The organism is Pantoea sp. EKM20T (assembly GCF_011800485.1).
Lineage (GTDB): Bacteria > Pseudomonadota > Gammaproteobacteria > Enterobacterales > Enterobacteriaceae > Pantoea > Pantoea agglomerans.
In genome coordinates this window covers 109,257-128,274 of the sequence record NZ_JAALFW010000001.1, presented here as the reverse complement: position 1 = coordinate 128,274, position 19,018 = coordinate 109,257, and the positions used below count along the sequence as shown (strand labels likewise).

At 57.3% G+C, this 19,018-nt stretch carries 14 protein-coding genes; 13 read left to right on the top strand and 1 reads right to left on the bottom strand.

From position 1 onward, the window contains the following. Nucleotides 1-66: 66 nt before the first annotated feature. From ihfB to HFD94_RS00605, 8 genes are all read left to right on the top strand, one after another. On the top strand, nucleotides 67-351 hold the full coding sequence (gene ihfB, locus HFD94_RS00640; RefSeq protein WP_003849360.1) for an integration host factor subunit beta: 285 nt from the start codon (nucleotides 67-69) through the stop codon (nucleotides 349-351). 204 nt (nucleotides 352-555) lie between these two features. After that, the gene (locus tag HFD94_RS00635) at nucleotides 556-2,811 is read left to right on the top strand and encodes a DNA internalization-related competence protein ComEC/Rec2 (protein WP_167432701.1); all 2,256 of its coding nucleotides are present in this window, start codon (nucleotides 556-558) and stop codon (nucleotides 2,809-2,811) included. Nucleotides 2,812-2,845: 34 nt separating this feature from the next. Beyond that, nucleotides 2,846-4,594 carry a lipid A ABC transporter ATP-binding protein/permease MsbA gene (gene msbA, locus HFD94_RS00630; protein ID WP_010669759.1) on the top strand — a complete coding sequence of 583 codons (1,749 nt, stop codon included), beginning with the start codon at nucleotides 2,846-2,848 and terminating at the stop codon, nucleotides 4,592-4,594. After that, nucleotides 4,591-5,577: a tetraacyldisaccharide 4'-kinase gene (lpxK, locus tag HFD94_RS00625; protein ID WP_163798192.1), complete on the top strand. Its 987-nt coding sequence runs from the start codon at nucleotides 4,591-4,593 to the stop codon at nucleotides 5,575-5,577. The genes msbA and lpxK overlap by 4 nt, the downstream gene beginning before the upstream one ends. 39 nt (nucleotides 5,578-5,616) lie before the next feature. Next, entirely contained in the window at nucleotides 5,617-6,831 is a 1,215-nt protein-coding gene (locus tag HFD94_RS00620; protein ID WP_163798194.1) for a winged helix-turn-helix domain-containing protein, read from the top strand. A gap of 105 nt (nucleotides 6,832-6,936) precedes the next feature. Further along, a complete protein-coding gene (locus HFD94_RS00615) occupies nucleotides 6,937-7,119 on the top strand; it encodes a Trm112 family protein (protein ID WP_003849374.1) in 183 nt (60 codons plus the stop codon). Continuing rightward, nucleotides 7,116-7,865 (top strand): 3-deoxy-manno-octulosonate cytidylyltransferase, encoded by a 750-nt coding sequence (kdsB, locus tag HFD94_RS00610; protein WP_122458952.1) that lies wholly within the window; start codon nucleotides 7,116-7,118, stop codon nucleotides 7,863-7,865. Before HFD94_RS00615 ends, kdsB begins: the two co-directional genes overlap by 4 nt. Before the next feature lie 111 nt (nucleotides 7,866-7,976). Next, on the top strand, nucleotides 7,977-8,870 hold the full coding sequence (locus tag HFD94_RS00605; protein ID WP_163798196.1) for a fructosamine kinase family protein: 894 nt from the start codon (nucleotides 7,977-7,979) through the stop codon (nucleotides 8,868-8,870). Here the strand turns inward: HFD94_RS00605 and elyC are convergent. After that, nucleotides 8,850-9,635 (bottom strand): envelope biogenesis factor ElyC, encoded by a 786-nt coding sequence (gene elyC / locus HFD94_RS00600; RefSeq protein ID WP_163798198.1) that lies wholly within the window; start codon nucleotides 9,633-9,635, stop codon nucleotides 8,850-8,852. The two genes, HFD94_RS00605 and elyC, sit on opposite strands and share 21 nt — an antisense overlap. A 125-nt stretch (nucleotides 9,636-9,760) precedes the next feature. Between elyC and cmoM the strand changes: the two genes are divergently transcribed. From cmoM to ldtD, 5 genes are all read left to right on the top strand, one after another. After that, the gene (gene cmoM, locus HFD94_RS00595) at nucleotides 9,761-10,546 is read left to right on the top strand and encodes a tRNA uridine 5-oxyacetic acid(34) methyltransferase CmoM (RefSeq protein ID WP_010254961.1); all 786 of its coding nucleotides are present in this window, start codon (nucleotides 9,761-9,763) and stop codon (nucleotides 10,544-10,546) included. Further along, the gene (mukF, locus tag HFD94_RS00590) at nucleotides 10,543-11,865 is read left to right on the top strand and encodes a chromosome partition protein MukF (RefSeq protein WP_022625941.1); all 1,323 of its coding nucleotides are present in this window, start codon (nucleotides 10,543-10,545) and stop codon (nucleotides 11,863-11,865) included. The genes cmoM and mukF overlap by 4 nt, the downstream gene beginning before the upstream one ends. Continuing rightward, nucleotides 11,846-12,571, top strand: coding sequence for a chromosome partition protein MukE (gene mukE, locus HFD94_RS00585; RefSeq protein ID WP_122889044.1), 726 nt, complete (start codon nucleotides 11,846-11,848; stop codon nucleotides 12,569-12,571). The genes mukF and mukE overlap by 20 nt, the downstream gene beginning before the upstream one ends. Beyond that, a complete protein-coding gene (mukB, locus tag HFD94_RS00580; protein ID WP_122889043.1) occupies nucleotides 12,568-17,055 on the top strand; it encodes a chromosome partition protein MukB in 4,488 nt (1,495 codons plus the stop codon). The genes mukE and mukB overlap by 4 nt, the downstream gene beginning before the upstream one ends. 147 nt (nucleotides 17,056-17,202) lie before the next feature. Then, nucleotides 17,203-19,014, top strand: coding sequence for a L,D-transpeptidase (gene ldtD, locus HFD94_RS00575; RefSeq protein ID WP_045140579.1), 1,812 nt, complete (start codon nucleotides 17,203-17,205; stop codon nucleotides 19,012-19,014). Nucleotides 19,015-19,018: the final 4 nt, after the last annotated feature.

The following is a 19,018-nucleotide window of genomic DNA, read 5'->3' as shown; positions in this document are numbered from 1 at the left end:
GGTGGGCAACCACCCGGTTTCGGTAAAAGCTGTCATACATTCCCATAGGGATAAACCGGAGGTTACATGACCAAGTCAGAACTGATCGAAAGACTGGCGGGACAGCATACTCATATACCGGCGAAAGTCGTTGAGGATGCAGTAAAAGAGATGCTTGAGCACATGGCCACTACGCTGGCACAGGGCGAACGCATCGAAATCCGGGGATTCGGCAGCTTTTCTTTGCACTATCGCGCTCCGCGTACTGGACGTAACCCGAAAACGGGTGACAAAGTGGATCTGGAAGGCAAATACGTTCCCCACTTTAAGCCAGGCAAAGAGCTGCGCGATCGCGCAAATATCTACGGCTAAGCCGATACCGAACCAGATAAACGACATCTCCGGATGTCGTTTTTTTTTGCCTGCGATTCAGGCTCAGACCTGACATCCGGATTGCTGTCATCAACACTGCAACACCGCACTCTCTTTGTGAGAGCGCTCCAGCCTGCCTGATCATCCGCTGTTACTTTCATCTCCTTTGCCCAGAATAATCGAACTGAATCAATGGATACGATTATGCTGACATGGACCGTTCTGGCGCGACTGGCGATCGTTGCAACGTTACCGCTAATGCTGATGGCCCGGCTGCCTTCCGGTGAGGTGATGGGGGGCTTCCTCCTCACAGGACTGGCTCTGCTGCATTGCCCTTACCAACCCGTCCGTCTGGCCGGTATTACTCTGCTGTTGCTGGCATGGGCCTGTAACGACGCCCGTCTGATAGTGCGGGATATCGAAAAGTTCTCGGCGCGTCCTGCCACCTACACCCTTCAGATCAGTGAACTGCGGAAAGAGCGGAAGCAAATCCGGGTTCGTCTGCTGAAAGAGGAGGGCAGGATGATTTTTCCGCCTCGCTTTGCCTGGATCTGGTTTGATGCTGATCCGGAGGTCTACTGTCCAGGACAACGCTGGACGATGCAACTACGTCTGCGACCGGTACATGCCCGCCTTAATGAGGGCGATTTTGATGCACAGCGTTTTGCACTGGCTAATAATACGCCGCTTCAGGGACGAATCCTTAAGCAGACTGCGGTAAGCGATCGCTGTGATAGCCGCTGGCGATTTATTTTATGGCATCGTGACAGGACCCGTGCAATGCCTGCACGTGCAACGCTGGAGGCACTGGCTTTTGGCATTCGGGATGAGATGAGCCAGCAGACGCGTCAGCTACTGCGGGATACCGGTACCGCGCATCTGATGGCGATATCGGGCATGCATATCGCCCTGGCCGCCAGCACCGGCTGGATGATTGCGCGTGGGGTGCAATTTATCTTGCCAGCCCGTTATATCAGCTATCTTTTCCCCCTCATCGTGAGCTGGCTGTTTGCTGCAATCTATACCTGGCTCTCCGGTGCACAGCCTCCCGCAGAGCGTTCGCTGCTTGCCCTGACGCTATGGGCGATAACACGGTTTGCGGGTGTTCAGCTGAATAGCTGGCAGGTCTGGACGTTCTGTATTGCGTTGCTGCTGGTAACCGACCCGCTGACCGTGCTCTCTGACAGCTTCTGGCTCTCGGTACTGGCTGTGGGCATGCTGCTGGTCTGGTATCACTGGTTCCCGCTGCCTGCGGCGTTCCGTCAGCAACGGCGCTGGATTCCGGTACAGCTGCTGCATTTACAGGCGGGCATGATGATTTTAATGGTGCCGTTGCAGGTGGCGATTTTCAACGGCATCAGCCTGACTGCGCTGGCGGCGAATGTTGTCGCGATTCCGGTCGTCTCGTTTATTACCATGCCTCTGGTGACGCTCGCCCTGCTGCTGCCGGTGGCGAATTTATCTGGCTTCTTCTGGGGAGCGGCCGATCTCTCTTTACGTGCACTGTTTCATTGCCTGACGTTGCTGCCACCAGGCTGGTGGCCGCTGAGTGGCACAACCTGGTTTACGGTTATGGTATGGGGCGGCCTGATTCTCTGGCGTGCGCAGCTCTTCTTCTCTCTGCCACTAAGCAGCTGCGCCTTAGCGCTGGCGATGATAATGAGTCGCCAGCCAAATCAGGAGCAGGGCTGGCGCATCGATATGCTGGATATCGGGCACGGTCTGAGTCTGGTGATCAGCCAGGGCGACGAGGCCGTGATGTATGACACCGGCCCGCGCTGGCAGAACGATAATGCGGGGAGTCGGGTGATCATTCCGTGGCTGGAGCGCCGGCAGCTACGGTTAAAACAGGTCATCCTGAGTCATAAACATCTGGATCATACTGGCGGGCTGGCGGCGATTACTCAACGCTGGCCAGCGGTTGAAGTCAGAAGTGCGCTGGCTGATGAGGCACACTTACCCTGCGTACGGGGCACGCAGTGGCGCTGGCGGCAGCTCCACTTTCGGGTGGTCTGGCCGCTGACGGCACCCCTGCCGGGTGGGAATAATGACTCCTGTGTGGTGATCGTCGATGATGGCCAGGTTCGTCTGATGTTAACCGGTGACATTGAAGCGAAAGCGGAACGCCAGCTGGTGGCGCTGGAGAAGCAGGGGCTGAAGGTCGATATTCTGCAGGTCCCGCACCACGGCAGCCGGACTTCGTCGACCTCATTGCTGCTGCGTAAAGCCGCAGGCCACACCGCTATCGCCTCGCTGGCACGCTACAATGCATGGCGTATGCCCGCGAAAAATGTGCTGGAAAACTATCGAACGGCCGGTTTTCAGTGGCTGGATACGGGCCAGTCAGGACAAATCAGTATCAGGATAGAGCAGGGCAGAGCGCAGGTTTCTACCCTGCGGGAACAATTAATGCCCCGTTGGTATCATCAGTGGTTTGGCGTCAAACGCGAATCCAGGTAGAATGGCCGGCTATTTCCAACAGCGTGAATAAATAATGCATCAAGATAAAGATCTCTCTACGTGGCAGACGTTTCGCCGACTCTGGCCGATGATCGCGCCTAATAAAGCGGGATTAATTGCGGCCTCAGTCGCCCTGATTATTAATGCTGCGGGCGACGCCTTAATGCTCTCACTGTTGAAACCGTTACTGGATGATGGTTTTGGTAAAGCTGACAGATCGGTGATGCTGTGGCTGCCGTTAGTGGTTATTGGCCTGATGCTGGTACGCGGAGTTACCAGTTATATCTCCAGCTACTGCATCTCCTGGGTCTCTGGCAACGTCGTGATGAACATCCGCCGCCGTCTGTTCAGCCATATGATGGGCATGCCGGTTTCGTTTTTCGACCAGCAGTCAACCGGCACCCTGTTGTCACGCATTACTTACGATTCTGAGCAGGTCGCCTCCTCTTCTTCGGGCGCGCTGGTCACCGTAGTGCGTGAAGGGGCTTCCATTATTGGCCTGTTTATCATGATGTTCTACTACAGCTGGCAGCTGTCGCTGATCCTGATTGTACTGGCACCTATCGTCTCCTTTGCTATCCGCACCGTCTCTAAGCGCTTCCGCACCATCAGCAAAAGTATGCAGAACACTATGGGGCAGGTGACAACCAGCGCCGAGCAGATGCTGAAAGGGCACAAAGAAGTGCTGATTTTTGGCGGACAGGACATTGAATCGGAGCGCTTTTCCCGCGTCAGTAACCGGATGCGTCAGCAGGGAATGAAACTGGTTTCAGCGTCCTCCATTTCCGATCCGATTATTCAGCTGATCGCGTCGCTGGCACTGGCTTTTGTGCTCTATGCCGCCAGCTTCCCCAGCGTCATGGATACCCTGACAGCCGGTACCATCACCGTGGTCTTCTCCTCGATGATTGCCCTGATGCGCCCGCTTAAGTCTCTGACCAACGTCAACGCCCAGTTCCAGCGTGGGATGGCGGCCTGTCAGACACTGTTCTCTATTCTGGATAGTGAGCAGGAAGTAGATAACGGTACGCGCGAAATCACCCGTGCTAAAGGGGATATTGAATTCCGTGATGTGACCTTTACCTACCCAGGCCGTGAAATTCCGGCACTGCGTAATATCAATCTGTCGCTGCCAGCGGGAAAAACGGTGGCGCTGGTGGGCCGTTCCGGTTCCGGTAAGTCTACGATGGCGAGCCTGCTGACCCGCTTTTATGATATCCAGCAGGGCGAAATCCTGCTGGACGGTCATGATCTGCGTGAGTACAGCCTGCGCTCATTGCGTAATCAGGTGGCGCTGGTGTCACAGAATGTGCACCTCTTCAACGACACGATTGCCAATAACATCGCGTATGCCCGCAGTGAGCAATACAGTCGTGAAGAGATCGAGCAGGCGGCCACCATGGCGCATGCCATGGACTTTATCAATAAAATGGATAAGGGCCTGGATACGATGATTGGCGAGAATGGCGTGCTGTTATCTGGCGGTCAGCGTCAGCGTATTGCCATCGCCCGTGCGTTATTACGTGATTGCCCGATCCTGATCCTCGATGAAGCCACCTCGGCGCTGGATACCGAGTCTGAACGCGCGATTCAGTCTGCACTGGATGAGTTGCAGAAGAACCGTACCTCGCTGGTGATTGCACACCGACTCTCTACCATCGAGAAAGCGGATGAAATCGTGGTAATTGAAGATGGCCAGATTGTTGAACGCGGTACGCATCAGGTGCTGTTAGCAGAACGCGGTGCCTATGCACAGCTGCACAAGATGCAATTCGGCCAATGATTGAACGTATCTGGAGTGGTCGCTCACCGCTATGGTTACTGCTATGGCCATTCAGCCTGCTGTATGGTGCGATCACGGCCCTGATACGCTTCAGTTACAGGCGCGGCTGGCGTAAAAGCTGGCGCGCGCCTCTGCCGGTCGTGGTGGTGGGTAACCTGACTGCCGGCGGGAATGGAAAGACGCCGGTGGTCATCTGGCTGGTCGAGGCGTTACAGCAGCGCGGCCTGCGCGCTGGCGTGGTCTCCCGAGGATATGGCGGCAAGGCGGACCACTATCCCTTGCTGGTCACGGCGCAGACCCCCACCGAACAGGCCGGGGATGAGCCGGTATTGATCGCCCAGCGCACCGGGGCGCCGGTCGCGGTCGCCCCTCAACGGCGACGGGCGATTGAGGCGTTACTGAAACAGGGTTCGCTGGATGTGATCATCACGGATGATGGCCTGCAACATTACGCCCTGCAGCGCGATCGCGAGATCGTGGTGGTTGATGGGATCCGTCGCTTTGGTAATGGCTGGTGGTTGCCTGCCGGTCCGATGCGTGAACGTGCCGATCGTCTGCAGCAGGTCGATGCCGTGATCATTAACGGCGGCGAAGCACAGCCCGACGAGATTGCCATGCAACTTCAGCCCGGGCTGGCTACCAATCTGCTGACCGGTGAAACCTGCCCGCCGGAGCAACTGGGTGCGGTAGTCGCCATGGCCGGTATTGGTCATCCCCCGCGTTTTTTTACCACGCTGAAACAGCAGGGTATAACGCCGGTCGTAGAGATCGCCTTTGCCGATCATCACGCCTACAGCAAAGATGAACTGACCCGATTACTCCAGGCGGGTCAGCAACTGCTGATGACCGAAAAAGACGCGGTGAAATGCCGTCCCTTTGCCCAGCCTGACTGGTGGTATTTGCCGGTCGATGCCCATTTAACCGGTAACGCCGTGACGCCGTTACTGGACGATATTGAACAACTCTGCCGCCATATTTCCTGATACCCGCCCCCGTTCAGGTGAAGCCTGATAAGGAAGAGGATGAACAGTACGCATTCACTTTCGTTACAGCAAGCACGCCACCTTCATCTCGCCGCGCAGGGCCTGCTACGAGCTCCGGCAAAACGCGCTGTTTATCAGGATCTGATTAACTGCATTTCCCGCATGTCGCTGCTGCAAATCGATACCATTCATGTGGTGGCCCGCAGTCCGTATCTGGTGCTGTTCAGTCGCCTGGGGAACTATCCTCAGGCATGGCTGGAACAGGCTCTGGCACAGGGCGAACTCTTTGAGTACTGGGCGCACGAAGCCTGCTTTATTCCCCGTGCCGATTACCGACTTCTTCGTCATCGCATGCTGTCGCCGGAACGTCTGGGCTGGAAATACAATGCGCAATGGGTCGCTGAGCACCAGCAGGCTATTGCCGAATTACTGCAGCAGATCAGAGACAACGGCCCGGTACGCGCCGCCGATTTTACCCATGCCGATAACCCGAAGTCAGGCTGGTGGGCATGGAAACCGCACAAACGTCATCTGGAAAATCTGTTCAGTGCCGGTGAGCTGATGGTCACCGAACGCCGTAATTTTCAGCGCGTCTACGATCTGCGCAGCCGCGTGATGCCCGACTGGCAGGATGCGATACATGGCATCAGTGAAGCGGAGGCGACCCGTCAGATGCTGATGAACAGCGCCCGCAGCTTAGGGATTTTCCGCGCGGCCTGGCTGGCGGATTACTATCGCCTGAAGCGGGCACCCGTGAACGACTTTATCGCTGACGCCCAGGCTGCGGGCGATCTGGTCGCCGTCAATACAGAGGGACTGGGTGAGATGTGGCTGCATCGTGACTACGTGCCGTTGCTGGAGACACCGCTGCAGGCGACGCACAGCGCGCTGCTGTCGCCGTTTGATCCGGTGGTCTGGGATCGCAAGCGTGCGCGGGAGCTGTTCAATTTTGACTACCGTATTGAGTGCTATACGCCGGAGGAAAAACGCAAATTTGGCTATTTTGTTTTGCCCATCCTCCATCGCGGCCAGATAAAAGGGCGGCTGGATGCCCGCATGCTGCGTCAGGCAAAACAGCTGGAGATTAAAAACATCTGGCTGGAGGAGAAGACCCGCGTTACGGCGCGATTTTTGCTGGATATCCGGCGTGCTATCGAACGCTTCGCGACGTGGCAGGGTGCTGAAAGTGTCGCTATCCTGCAGGCACCCGACGCGCTTAACGATCAGTGGCCAGCCCTGTGGACGCTGGATTAATCAATTTTGCGGCAGCCGCTGCGGGATGGCGTTTTACCCCATCCCGCACGCGCCGCGCTATGGTATGCTTGAATCCTTAAGCATTCGGTCCCTGATGGAGGACATATGGATCATCGTTTACTCGAAATCGTTGCCTGCCCGGTTTGCAATGGCAAACTCTACTTCAACAATGCTCAACAAGAGCTGATCTGCAAACCTGATGGCCTGGCCTTCCCGGTCCGGGACGGCATTCCGGTGCTGCTGGAAACCGAAGCCCGCACGCTGTCCGTTGAAGAGATTCATCCATGAGTTTCACCGCTATCATTCCTGCGCGTTATGCGTCAACCCGCTTACCCGGCAAGCCGCTGCTCGATATCCACGGTAAACCGATGGTCGTGCATGTAATGGAGCGGGCCCGTGAATCGGGTGCCAGCCGGGTCATTGTTGCTACCGATCATCCCGACGTGGCGCAGGCAGTGGAAGCGGCAGGCGGCGAAGTCTGCATGACGCGCGCCGATCACCAGTCAGGCACTGAGCGACTGGCGGAAGTGATCGAAAAATATCACTTTGCCGATGATGAAATCATCGTAAACGTGCAGGGCGACGAGCCAATGATTCCGGCCGAGATTGTGCGTCAGGTGGCGACCAATCTGGCGGGGTCGGCGGCCGGGATGGCGACGCTGGCGGTGCCGATCACCGATGTGGAAGAAGCCTTTAATCCGAATGCGGTGAAAGTCGTCATGGATGTGAATGGCTACGCGCTCTATTTTTCACGGGCGACTATCCCCTGGGATCGTGAACGGTACGCCGCATCGCGCGAGCAGATCGGTGATACGCTGCTGCGCCACATTGGCATCTACGCTTACCGTGCTGGTTTTATTCGCCGCTATGTCGCCTGGGCGCCTTGTCCTCTGGAACAGATTGAGCTGCTCGAGCAACTGCGTGTTTTATGGTACGGCGAAAAAATTCATGTCGCCGTCGCGAAAACCATTCCCAGTGTGGGTGTGGATACGCCAGACGATTTGCAACGCGTTCGTGATGCCATGCAGGCCTGACAAATGGGGAGCCTGTCTCCCCGTTTCAGCGCAACGTTCTTGATCCGTCGCTAAACTTATCTCCAACACTTCCTTCAGGATATTGTGATACTCATCTGAGGAGGATGCCGTATGGAACAGCTTAAATCGGAACTCACGCTGGCGCTGGGTGAAACCATCAGCCGCCTCGAAATGATCAGTGAACATCCACCCACCCGGCTTTATGCGTTATACGATCGGGACGGGCGCCCCATGCCGGTGGTGGCGAAATATTTTCGTCATCAGGGCCGGGCGGCGATGGAAGCCAGAAAGCTGGCGCTGCTGGGCCAGGCCGGACTGATCGCCGTGCCAGCGGTCTATGGTCTGGTGATGAGCCAGCAGCCGCCGGTGCATGAAATGCTCCTGCTGGCGCGACTGAATGGCGTGACGGCGGAAGCGCCTGCGCGGGATGCTCAGCGCTGGCAACAGTTTTGCGAACAGGTGGTCGAGGGAGTGCTGGCCTGGCACCGGCTCGACAGCCATGGCCTGGTCGGTACGGTGGACAGCACGCAGCAGAACAGCTGGCCCGCCTGGTATGCACAACGGGTTGAAGTGCTATGGTCGACCCTGAGCTATCTGCGTCCGCCAGCCTTTACGCTGGAAGATCGCCAGATTCTGTTTCGCTGCCGGGCGCGACTGGCGTATCTGTTTCGCGGCTTCGACGATCCCTGTGTGATGGTTCACGGCAACATTCAGCTGCAGAGCATGCTGAAAGATAGCCGCAGTGACCAGTTAATCGCGATGACACAGCCGGGCACCATCCTCTGGGCACCCCGTGAATACGATCTTATCCATCTGGATACCTCGCCTGCCGAAACGGCGCTGCTGCACAATTACCTGCAACGGGCGCCGGTTTCAGAGGGTTTTGTCTGGCGTCGGTGGGTTTATCAACTGTGGGACTGCATTGAGCATCTGGTACAGACCGGCACGTTTAATCGTCCACGTTTTGACCATGCACGCGCGCAATTACTTCCCTGGCTCGGCTGAGTCCGATTCCTCGCCTTTTAGCTGTTGCAATAGTGTGCCAAGCGTTTCGTAGACCGCACGTTCGCTGTGACTCAGCCAGATTGATGAGGGTATCGCCCGTTCCCATCCATTCAGCGGTGACGTAATCGCCAGCTGATTAGCGGGAGCGGCCATTGGCTTCAACCCAATCGCGTGGAAAAAGCGTATTGCCCGCGGCATATGATTCGCGGATGTGACCAGCAGAAACGGGCGATCGCCCACCACGGTTTTGACCGCCTGCGCTTCATCCGCGGTGTCGCGGGGCTGGTCGAGAATCTGAACATGTTCGCGGGGAACGCCCAGACTTTCCGCCACCTGTGCCGCTACCCAGGCGCTACTCTTTGGATTGGTGCCGCCCGCTGCGCCGGTAAAAATCAGCGTCGACTGCGGATTCCGCTGCCACTGACGAACGCCTTCTGCCACGCGCGGCAGACTGTTATTCAGCAGGTTCGAGCTGGGTGCCCACGCCGGGTTAAAGGTATAGCCTCCGCCCAGCACCACAATGAACTCCACCTTCTCTGATCCGTTCCAGGTCGGATAGCGGCTATCCAGCGGCAAAAGCAGACGATCGGCCAGCGGTTGCAGGCTCAGCAGCAGCAGTAACAGCCAGCTGACGGAGATCACGGTTTTGCCGCTTTTCTGCCAGCCAGTAAACCAAAGCAGTAAAATGCCAACCGCCATCAGCAAAAGCAGAAACGGCAAGGGTAAAAGCAGCCCGCCGATAACTTTTTTAAGGGTAAATAACATCAAAAAAGAGTCCTGTTGTCCGAAAATAGAGCACCCGGAAGGGAAGATGGGGATGAAAGGTTCATTCTTCTGGTGCCTGTGACAAAATAGCACAAGTCTCACCGCAGCATACCGGAGCGCATGCCATGCAGGATCGTAACTTTGACGATCTCGCGGATAAATTTTCGCAAAATATTTACGGCACCACTAAAGGGAAGATACGCCAGGCCATTCTCTGGGATGAGCTGGAGAAGATTCTGCCCGGTCTGTCACCGCACCCGCTATCGGTGCTGGATGCTGGCGGCGGTGTCGGCCAGGTCTCCAGCGGGCTTGCTGCGCAGGGCCATCAGGTTCTGCTGTGCGACCTTTCCAGCGAGATGCTGCGCCGGGCCGGGGAAAATGCGGCGGCGCAGGGTGTGAGCCACAACATGCAATTCAGACAAATTAGCGCTCAGCAGGTGGGTGAACATTTGGATAAGCCGGTGGATCTGGTATTGTTCCACGCTGTGCTTGAGTGGGTCGCTGAACCGGAGAAGGTGCTGAAAGCGCTGTTCGATCTGCTGCGTCCGGGGGGCGTCATGTCGCTGATGTTTTACAATCTGCACGGCCTGACATTGCGCACCTTAACGCTGGGTAACTTCGGCTATCTGCGCACCAACCTGACCAAACGCAAAAAGCGAACGCTGTCGCCTGACTATCCGCGCGACCCCGAGCAGGTCTATCGCTGGCTGGAGGCGTGTGGCTTTGTGATTGAGCAGCGTGCCGGGATCCGGGTGTTCAGTGACTACATGAAGCCGCCGAAGGGCGAGCCAAAAAGCGACGACGAAATTATTGAGATGGAGCGGCGTTACTGCCGTCAGGAACCCTTTTTGAGCTTAGGGCGCTACATCCACGTGACCGCGCGTAAACCCGGGCAGAAGGACGAATTATGAGTGAATTTTCCCAGACGGTACCTGAACTGGTCTCCTGGGCGCGCAAAAATGACTTTTCCCTTGCGCTGCCAGTGGAACGTCTGGCCTTTTTGCTGGCTATCGCCACCCTCAACGGTGAGCGGATGGATGGCGAAATGAGCGAAGGCGATCTGATTGATGCTTTCCGTCACGTCAGCAAAGCTTTCGAACAAACCCATGAAACCGTATTGGTTCGTGCCAACAACGCCATCAACGACATGGTGCGACAGCGCCTGCTCAACCGTTTTACCAGCGAAATCACGGAAGGCAATGCCATCTATCGCCTGACGCCGCTGGCGATCGGCATCACCGACTATTACATCCGCCAGCGTGAGTTCTCGACTCTGCGCCTGTCGATGCAGCTGTCGATTGTGGCCAATGAGCTTAAGCGCGCAGCCGATGCCGCGCAGGAAAACGGCGATGAGTTTCACTGGCACCGCAATGTTTTCGCGCCGCTGAAATATTCGGTGGCGGAGATCTTTGACAGCATCGATATGACCCAGCGTCTGATGGATGAACAGCAGCAGGCGGTTAAAAATGATATCGCCGAACTGCTGAATAAAGACTGGCGCGCGGCCATCTCCAGCTGTGAAATGCTGCTTTCTGAAACCTCAGGGACGCTGCGTGAACTGCAGGATACGCTGGAAGCCGCGGGCGACAAACTTCAGGAAAATCTGCTGCGCATTCAGGATGCCACGCTGGACAGTCCCGATCTGGGCTTCGTCGATAAGCTGGTGTTTGATCTGCAAAGCAAACTCGACCGTATTACCAGCTGGGGCCAGCAGGCGATTGACCTCTGGATCGGCTATGACCGCCACGTCCATAAATTTATTCGTACCGCCATCGACATGGATAAAAACCGCGTCTTTGCGCAGCGCCTGCGGGTATCGGTGCAGAATTACTTCGACGCGCCCTGGGCGCTGACCTATGCCAACGCCGACCGCCTGTATGACATGCGTGATGAGGCGCTGACGCTGCGTAACGACGAAGTGATGGGTGAACTGCCGCCGGAGATGGAGTACGAAGAGATCAACGAAATCCGCGAACAGCTGGCAGCGATGATTGAAGAAGCGCTGCAGGTCTACAAATCGCAACAAAAACCGCTCAACCTCGCGTCAGTGATGCGCGACTACCTGGCCCAGTATCCCCGAGCCCGCCATTTCGATCTGGCGCGCATTGTGGTGGATCAGGCGGTGCGCCTTGGCGTAGCGGAAGCTGATTTAGCCGGTTTGCCTGTGGAATGGCAAACCATCAATGATTACGGAGCCAAGGTGCAGGCACATGTCATCGACAAATATTGAACAAGTGATGCCGGTTAAGCTGGCACAGGCACTGGCCAACCCGATTTTTCCCGCGCTGGACAGCCAGTTACGCGCCGGACGCCATATCGGTATCGAAGAGCTGGATAATCACGCTTTTCTGATGGACTACCAGTCGTTTCTCGAAGAGTTTTACAGCCGCTATAACGTTGAGTTAATCCGTGCGCCGGAAGGCTTTTTCTATCTGCGTCCGCGTTCAACCACGCTGATTCCACGTTCCGTGCTTTCTGAGCTGGACATGATGGTCGGGAAGATTCTCTGCTATCTCTATCTCAGCCCGGAACGACTGGCCAATGAAGGTATCTTCACCCAGCAGGAGCTGTACGACGAACTGCTCTCTCTGGCCGATGAGAACCGCCTGCTGAAGCTGGTCAACCAGCGCTCAACCGGTTCGGATCTGGATCGCACCAAACTGCAGGAGAAAGTGCGCGCCTCTCTGAGCCGCCTGCGTCGCCTTGGCATGGTGTGGTTTTTCGGCAATGACAGCAGCAAGTTCCGCATCACGGAATCGGTGTTCCGCTTTGGTGCCGACGTGCGCGGCGGTGACGACGCCCGTGAAGCGCAGCTTCGTCTGATTCGTGATGGCGAAGCCATGCTACTGGAAAACGCGACAGCACCGGTCGACACCGATGAAAATGAAGGACAGGAAGGCGACGCGAGTGAGAACGCAGAGGAAGAACAGGCATGATTGAGCGCGGAAAGTTTCGTTCGCTTACGCTGATCAACTGGAACGGCTTTTTTGCCCGTACCTTTGATCTCGATGAATTAGTGACCACGCTGTCAGGCGGTAACGGTGCGGGTAAGTCCACCACGATGGCGGCATTTGTCACCGCGCTGATCCCCGATTTAACGCTGCTGCACTTCCGTAACACCACCGAAGCGGGCGCGACATCAGGATCCCGTGACAAGGGGCTGCACGGTAAACTGCGGGCTGGCGTCTGCTACTCCATGCTGGATGTGGTGAACTCACGCCATCAGCGTGTCGTGGTCGGTGTCCGTCTGCAACAGGTCGCCGGACGCGATAAAAAGGTCGATATCAAGCCATTCAGTATTCATGGCCTGCCCACCGACACCAACCCAACCGATATGCTGACGGAAGTGCTCAACAGCCGTCAGGCTCGCGTATTGCCGCTGAACGAAGTCAAAGATCGGGTTGAGGCACAGGAAGGCGTGCAGTTCCGCGCCTATAACTCAGTCACCGATTATCACGCCATGCTGTTTGATCTTGGCGTGGTGCCGCGTCGTCTGCGCTCTGCCAGCGATCGCAGCAAGTTTTATCGTCTGATTGAAGCCTCGCTGTATGGCGGTATCTCCAGCGCCATCACCCGATCGCTGCGTGATTATCTGCTGCCAGAAAACAGTGGCGTGCGCAAAGCGTTCCAGGATATGGAAGCCGCGCTGCGCGAGAACCGCATGACGCTGGAGGCGATCCGCGTTACCCAGTCTGACCGCGATCTCTTCAAGCATCTCATCTCCGAGGCGACCAGCTACGTTTCGGCTGACTATATGCGCCACGCCAACGAGCGTCGGGGACACCTTGACAGCGCGTTACAGCTGCGCAACGAGCTGTTCAGCAGCCGCAAGCAGCTCGCCACCGAGCAGTATCGTCATGTTGAGATGGCGCGCGAACTGGCCGAGCACAGTGGTGCAGAAAGCGATCTTGAAGTCGATTATCAGGCCGCCAGCGATCACCTGAACCTGGTACAGACGGCGATGCGTCAGCAGGAGAAGATTGAGCGCTACGATGCGGATATCGAAGATCTGACGCTGCGGCTGGAAGAGCAGACCGAAGTGGTCGCCGAAGCGCGTGAAATTCAGGAAGAGAATGAAGCGCGGGCCGAAGCGGCTGAGCTGGAAGTGGATGAGCTGAAAAGCCAGCTGGCCGATTTCCAGCAGGCGCTCGACGTGCAGCAAACCCGCGCTATCCAGTATCAGCAGGCATTGCAGGCGCTGGAACGCGCCCGCACGCTCTGCCAGCTGCCCGATCTGAGCATTGACAATGCGGCTGAATGGCAGGAAAGCTTCCAGGCCAAAGAGGAAGAGGCGACAGAACGGTTGCTGCGCCTGGAGCAGAAGCTGAGCGTAGCGGAAGCGGCGCACAGTCAGTTTGAACAGGCGCTGGCGCTGGTGACCAGCATTGCCGGTGACGTGACCCGTCAGGACGCCTGGCAAACCGGCCGCGAACTGCTGCGTGATGCCAGCAACCAGCGTCATCACGCCGAACAGCTCTCGTCGCTGCGTCTGCGTCTGAATGAGCTGGAGCAGCGTCTGCGCGAGCAGCATGAGGCGGAGCGTCTGCTGGCGGAATTCTGCAAGCGTCAGGGGCAGCATTATGAAGCGGATGCGCTGGCAGGCCTGCAGCAGGAGCTTGAAGCACAGATTGAACAGCTGAATAGCAGCGTCTCCGACGCCGGTGAGCAGCGCATGATGATGCGCCAGGAGCTGGAGCAGCTGCGCGAACGCATCACCAGCCTGACGGCCCGTGCGCCACACTGGCTGGCGGCGCAGGAGATTCTGACTCAGCTCAGCGAACAGACCGGGCAGGCGCTGAACAGCAGCCAGGACGTGACCGAATATATGCAGCAGCTGCTGGAGCGTGAGCGTGAAACCACCGTCGAGCGCGACGAAGTGGCGGCGCGTAAACGCGATATCGAGCGGCAGATTGAACGTCTTAGCCAGCCGGGCGGTGCCGAAGATGCGCGCCTGACCCAGCTTGCCGAACGTTTTGGCGGCGTGTTGCTGTCAGAGATTTACGATGATGTGACGCTGGATGATGCGCCTTACTTCTCGGCGCTCTACGGTCCGTCGCGTCATGCGATTGTGGTGCCGGATCTCTCCCGCGTTCGTGAGTTGCTGGATGGTCTGGAAGAGTGTCCGGAAGATCTCTACCTGATCGAGGGTGATCCGCAGTCGTTCGATGACAGCGTCTTCAGCGTCGATGAACTACAGAATGCGGTGGTGGTGAAGGTGGCAGAGCGTCAGTGGCGCTACTCCCGCTTCCCGAAAATACCGCTGTTTGGCCGCGCGGCGCGTGAGAATCAGCTGGAGCTGCTGCACCTTGAGCGTGATAAGCTGGCCGAACGCTACGCCACGCTGTCGTTCGACGTGCAGAAAACGCAGCGTCTGCATCAGTCATTCAGCCGCTTTATCGGCAGTCATCTGGCCGTCGCCTTTGACGCCGATCCGGAAGCGCAGATCCGTCAGCTCGGCGCACGCCGGGGTGAGCTGGAGCGCGCGCTGAATCAGCATGAGAGCAACAATCAGCAGCAGCGTCAGCAGTATGAGCTGGCCAAAGAGGGCGTATCACAGTTAAACCGGCTGCTGCCACGCGTCAATCTGCTGCTGGATGAGACGCTGGGCGATCGCTGCGAAGAGATCCGCGAGCAGGTCGATGCGGCACAGGAAGCGGCGCGCTTCCTGCATCAGCATGGCGCTAAGCTGGCGAAACTGGAACCGATCATCGCCGTGCTGCAGAGCGATCCTGAACAGCATGAGCAGTTACAGGCGGATTATCAGCAGGCGCAGCAGCAGCAGCGCAACGCCCGTCAGCAGGCCTTTGCCCTGACAGAAGTGGTGCAGCGTCGCGCCCACTTCAGCTACGACGACTCGGCCAGCATGCTCAACGGCAACAACGACCTCAGCGATAAGCTGCGTCAGCGTCTGGAGCAGGCTGAGGGCGAACGCAGCCGCAGTCGTGATCGCCTGCGTGAACATCAGGCGCAGCTGACGCAATACTCCCAGGTGCTGGCCTCGCTGAAAAGCGCCTATGACGCCAAGCGCGACATGCTCAAAGAGCTGCAGCAGGAGATGCAGGATATTGGCGTCCAGGCTGACAGCAGCGCCGAAGAACGCGCGCGTGTTCGCCGTGACGAGCTCTACACGGCGCTGAGTCATAACCGCGCCCGCCGCAATCAGCTGGAGAAACAGCTTACCTTCTGCGAAGCGGAGATGGATAACCTGCAGAAGCGACTGCGTCAGCTGGAGCGTCAGTATCATCAGGTGCGTGAACAGGTGGTCAGCGCCAAAGCGGGCTGGTGTACCGTACTGCGTCTGGTGAAAGAGAATGGCGTTGAGCGTCGTCTGCATCGCCGTGAACTGGCCTACCTGAGCGGCGATGAGCTGCGCTCTATGTCGGATAAAGCGCTGGGTGCGCTGCGTCTGGCGGTGGCGGACAACGAACATCTGCGCGACGTGCTGCGACTGTCGGAAGATCCAAAACGTCCGGAACGTAAAATTCAGTTCTTTATTGCGGTTTATCAGCATCTGCGCGAGCGTATTCGTCAGGATATTATTCGTACTGACGATCCGGTCGAAGCAATTGAGCAGATGGAAATCGAACTGAACCGTCTGACGGAAGAGCTGACGGCGCGTGAGCAGATGCTGGCAATCAGTTCGCGCAGTGCGGCCAACATCATCCGTAAAACGATCCAGCGTGAACAGAACCGTATCCGCCAGCTCAACCAGGGCCTGCAGACCGTCAGCTTTGGTCAGGTACGCAGCGTGCGGCTCAACGTGAACGTGCGTGAAACCCACGCCATGCTGCTGGATACGCTGTCGGAAGAGCACGAGCAGCATCAGGATCTCTTTAACAGCAATCGCCTGACCTTCTCGGAGGCGCTGGCGAAGCTCTACCAGCGTCTTAATCCGCATATCGACATGGGGCAGCGTACGCCGCAGACCATCGGTGAGGAGCTGCTGGACTACCGCAACTATCTGGAGATGGAAGTGGAAGTTAACCGTGGTTCCGATGGCTGGCTGCGCGCAGAGAGCGGGGCGCTCTCAACCGGTGAAGCGATCGGTACCGGGATGTCCATTCTGGTGATGGTGGTGCAGAGCTGGGAAGAGGAGTCCCGTCGTCTGCGCGGCAAAGATATTTCGCCATGCCGACTGCTGTTCCTTGATGAAGCGGCCCGTCTGGATGCCCGCTCCATCGCCACGCTGTTTGAACTGTGTGAGCGACTGGAGATGCAGCTGGTGATTGCAGCACCGGAGAATATCAGTCCGGAAAAAGGCACGACCTACAAACTGGTGCGTAAGGTGTTTAATAACACCGAGCATGTGCATGTGGTCGGTCTGCGTGGTTTTGCTGCCGATCCTTCGCCGGTGCGGGCGGGAAGCGACGCAGATGCGCTGCCCGATTTAACCGCTGAAAATTCGCAGGCGGAAACGTAGTCAAAAACTGAACCATTCGTTAATCTGGTTACGGCATTTGTCGCATGAGGCAAATGCCGTTTTTGTTTGTATACTCACATGATGAGTCATGGCGCGGTCGCAGTGGATACAGGGAACACTGCGAAGTTGAAAAACAAGGGGGCAGGGATGTTGCTGGTAAAAAAATTAAATCATCATCGCGTTCTATCATTGTTAGCGCTGGCGCTAACCGTTGTTCCATTTACGCTACCGCAGGCCGCTGTTATCGCCGCTTTGCCCGGGACAACGCAGGCGGTCACCTCCGTCTCCGAAAGTCAGCAACGCATCCGGCAGGCGTTTTCCAGCGCCGATCAGCCGTTTTATCTGGCACCGCTGGCGACGCTCTATGCATCCCGCCATATGCAACCGCTCTGGCAGGATCCCCAGGCGATACAAAAATTTCAGCAGCAGCTGGCTGAAGTGGCACTTTCCGGTGTTCAGCCACAGTTCACGCGCTGGATTGAGCGTCTGACTAACCCGGCGATCACCGGCTTTGCCCGGGATGTCGCGCTGTCCGATGCGATGCTGGGCTATCTGCAATTTGTTTCTAATGTGCCGACGCAGGGTGAAACCTGGCTTTACAGCAATGTTCCCTACCGGCTGACACAGCCGTCGGTGGCGGTCGTGAATCAGTGGCAGAACGCGGTCAATGCAGGATCGGGCAACACGTTTATTGCGTCACTGCAGCCGCAGCACCCGCAGTATCAGCCGATGCACGCCGCGCTGAAAACCCTGCTAGGCGATAAGCAGCCCTGGCCGCAGCTGAAAAGCAGTGAAACGCTGCGTCCGGGACAGGTCAGTGACGATGTGCCGGCGCTGCGTGAAATCCTGCAGCGCAGCGGCATGTTAACGGCGCAGGTTAATGCACCTGCACCGGATGACGATGCGGTGCCGGTGGCCGCCTCACCAGTGACCCACAGCGACCAGCCGGTTGCGGTCAGCCCTTCTGCCGCGCCAGTCACCGATCTGTCTGCGCCTTCACTGCAATCGCCGGGTAACGTTCAGAGTCAGACGCTGGAAGGGAACACCGCCAATGTCTATGACGAGACGCTGGTGGCGGGTGTGAAGCGTTTCCAGCAGTGGCAGGGACTGGATGGCGACGGTGCTATCGGTGCCAGAACGCGGCAGTGGCTTAACGTCTCTCCGCAGATGCGTGCTTCGTTGCTGGCGCTGAACATTCAGCGACTGCGCCTGCTGCCGGACGATATGCACAACGGCATAATGGTGAACATCGCCAACTACTCGCTGATTTATTACAACAACGGCAACAAGATCCTCTCATCACGGGTCATCGTCGGGCGTCCGGATCGCAAAACGCCGTTGATGCGCAGCGCGCTCAATAATGTGGTGCTGAACCCGCCGTGGAATGTGCCAACCACGCTGGTGCGTAAAGATATCATTCCTAAAGTGAAGCAGGATCCGACCTATCTCTATAAGCATGGCTATACCCTGCTGTCGGGCTGGAGCGCTGACGCTGAAGTGATCGACCCCAGCATGATCGACTGGCGCATGGTCACCGCTTCATCGTTCCCCTATCGGTTGATTCAGGCACCGGGTGTGGCGAATGCGCTGGGCCGCTATAAATTTAATATGCCCAGCTCAGATGCGATCTATCTGCACGACACGCCGAACCACAACCTGTTCCAGCGGGATATCCGCGCGCTCAGCTCAGGCTGCGTCCGGGTAAATAAAGCGTCCGAACTGGCGGGCTTATTACTGCAGGACGCGGGCTGGAACGATGCCCGCATCTCCAGTACGTTAAAAGAGGGTGACACCCGCTACGTGCCCATTCGGCATCGTATTCCGGTCAATCTCTATTATCTGACGGCGTGGGTAGCTGATGATGGCAAACCACAGTTCCGCACAGATATTTACAATTATGATGACACCGCGCGTTCGGGCAGCCAGGCTTTGAGTCGGGCTGAGCAATTGCTGCTCTAGTGAT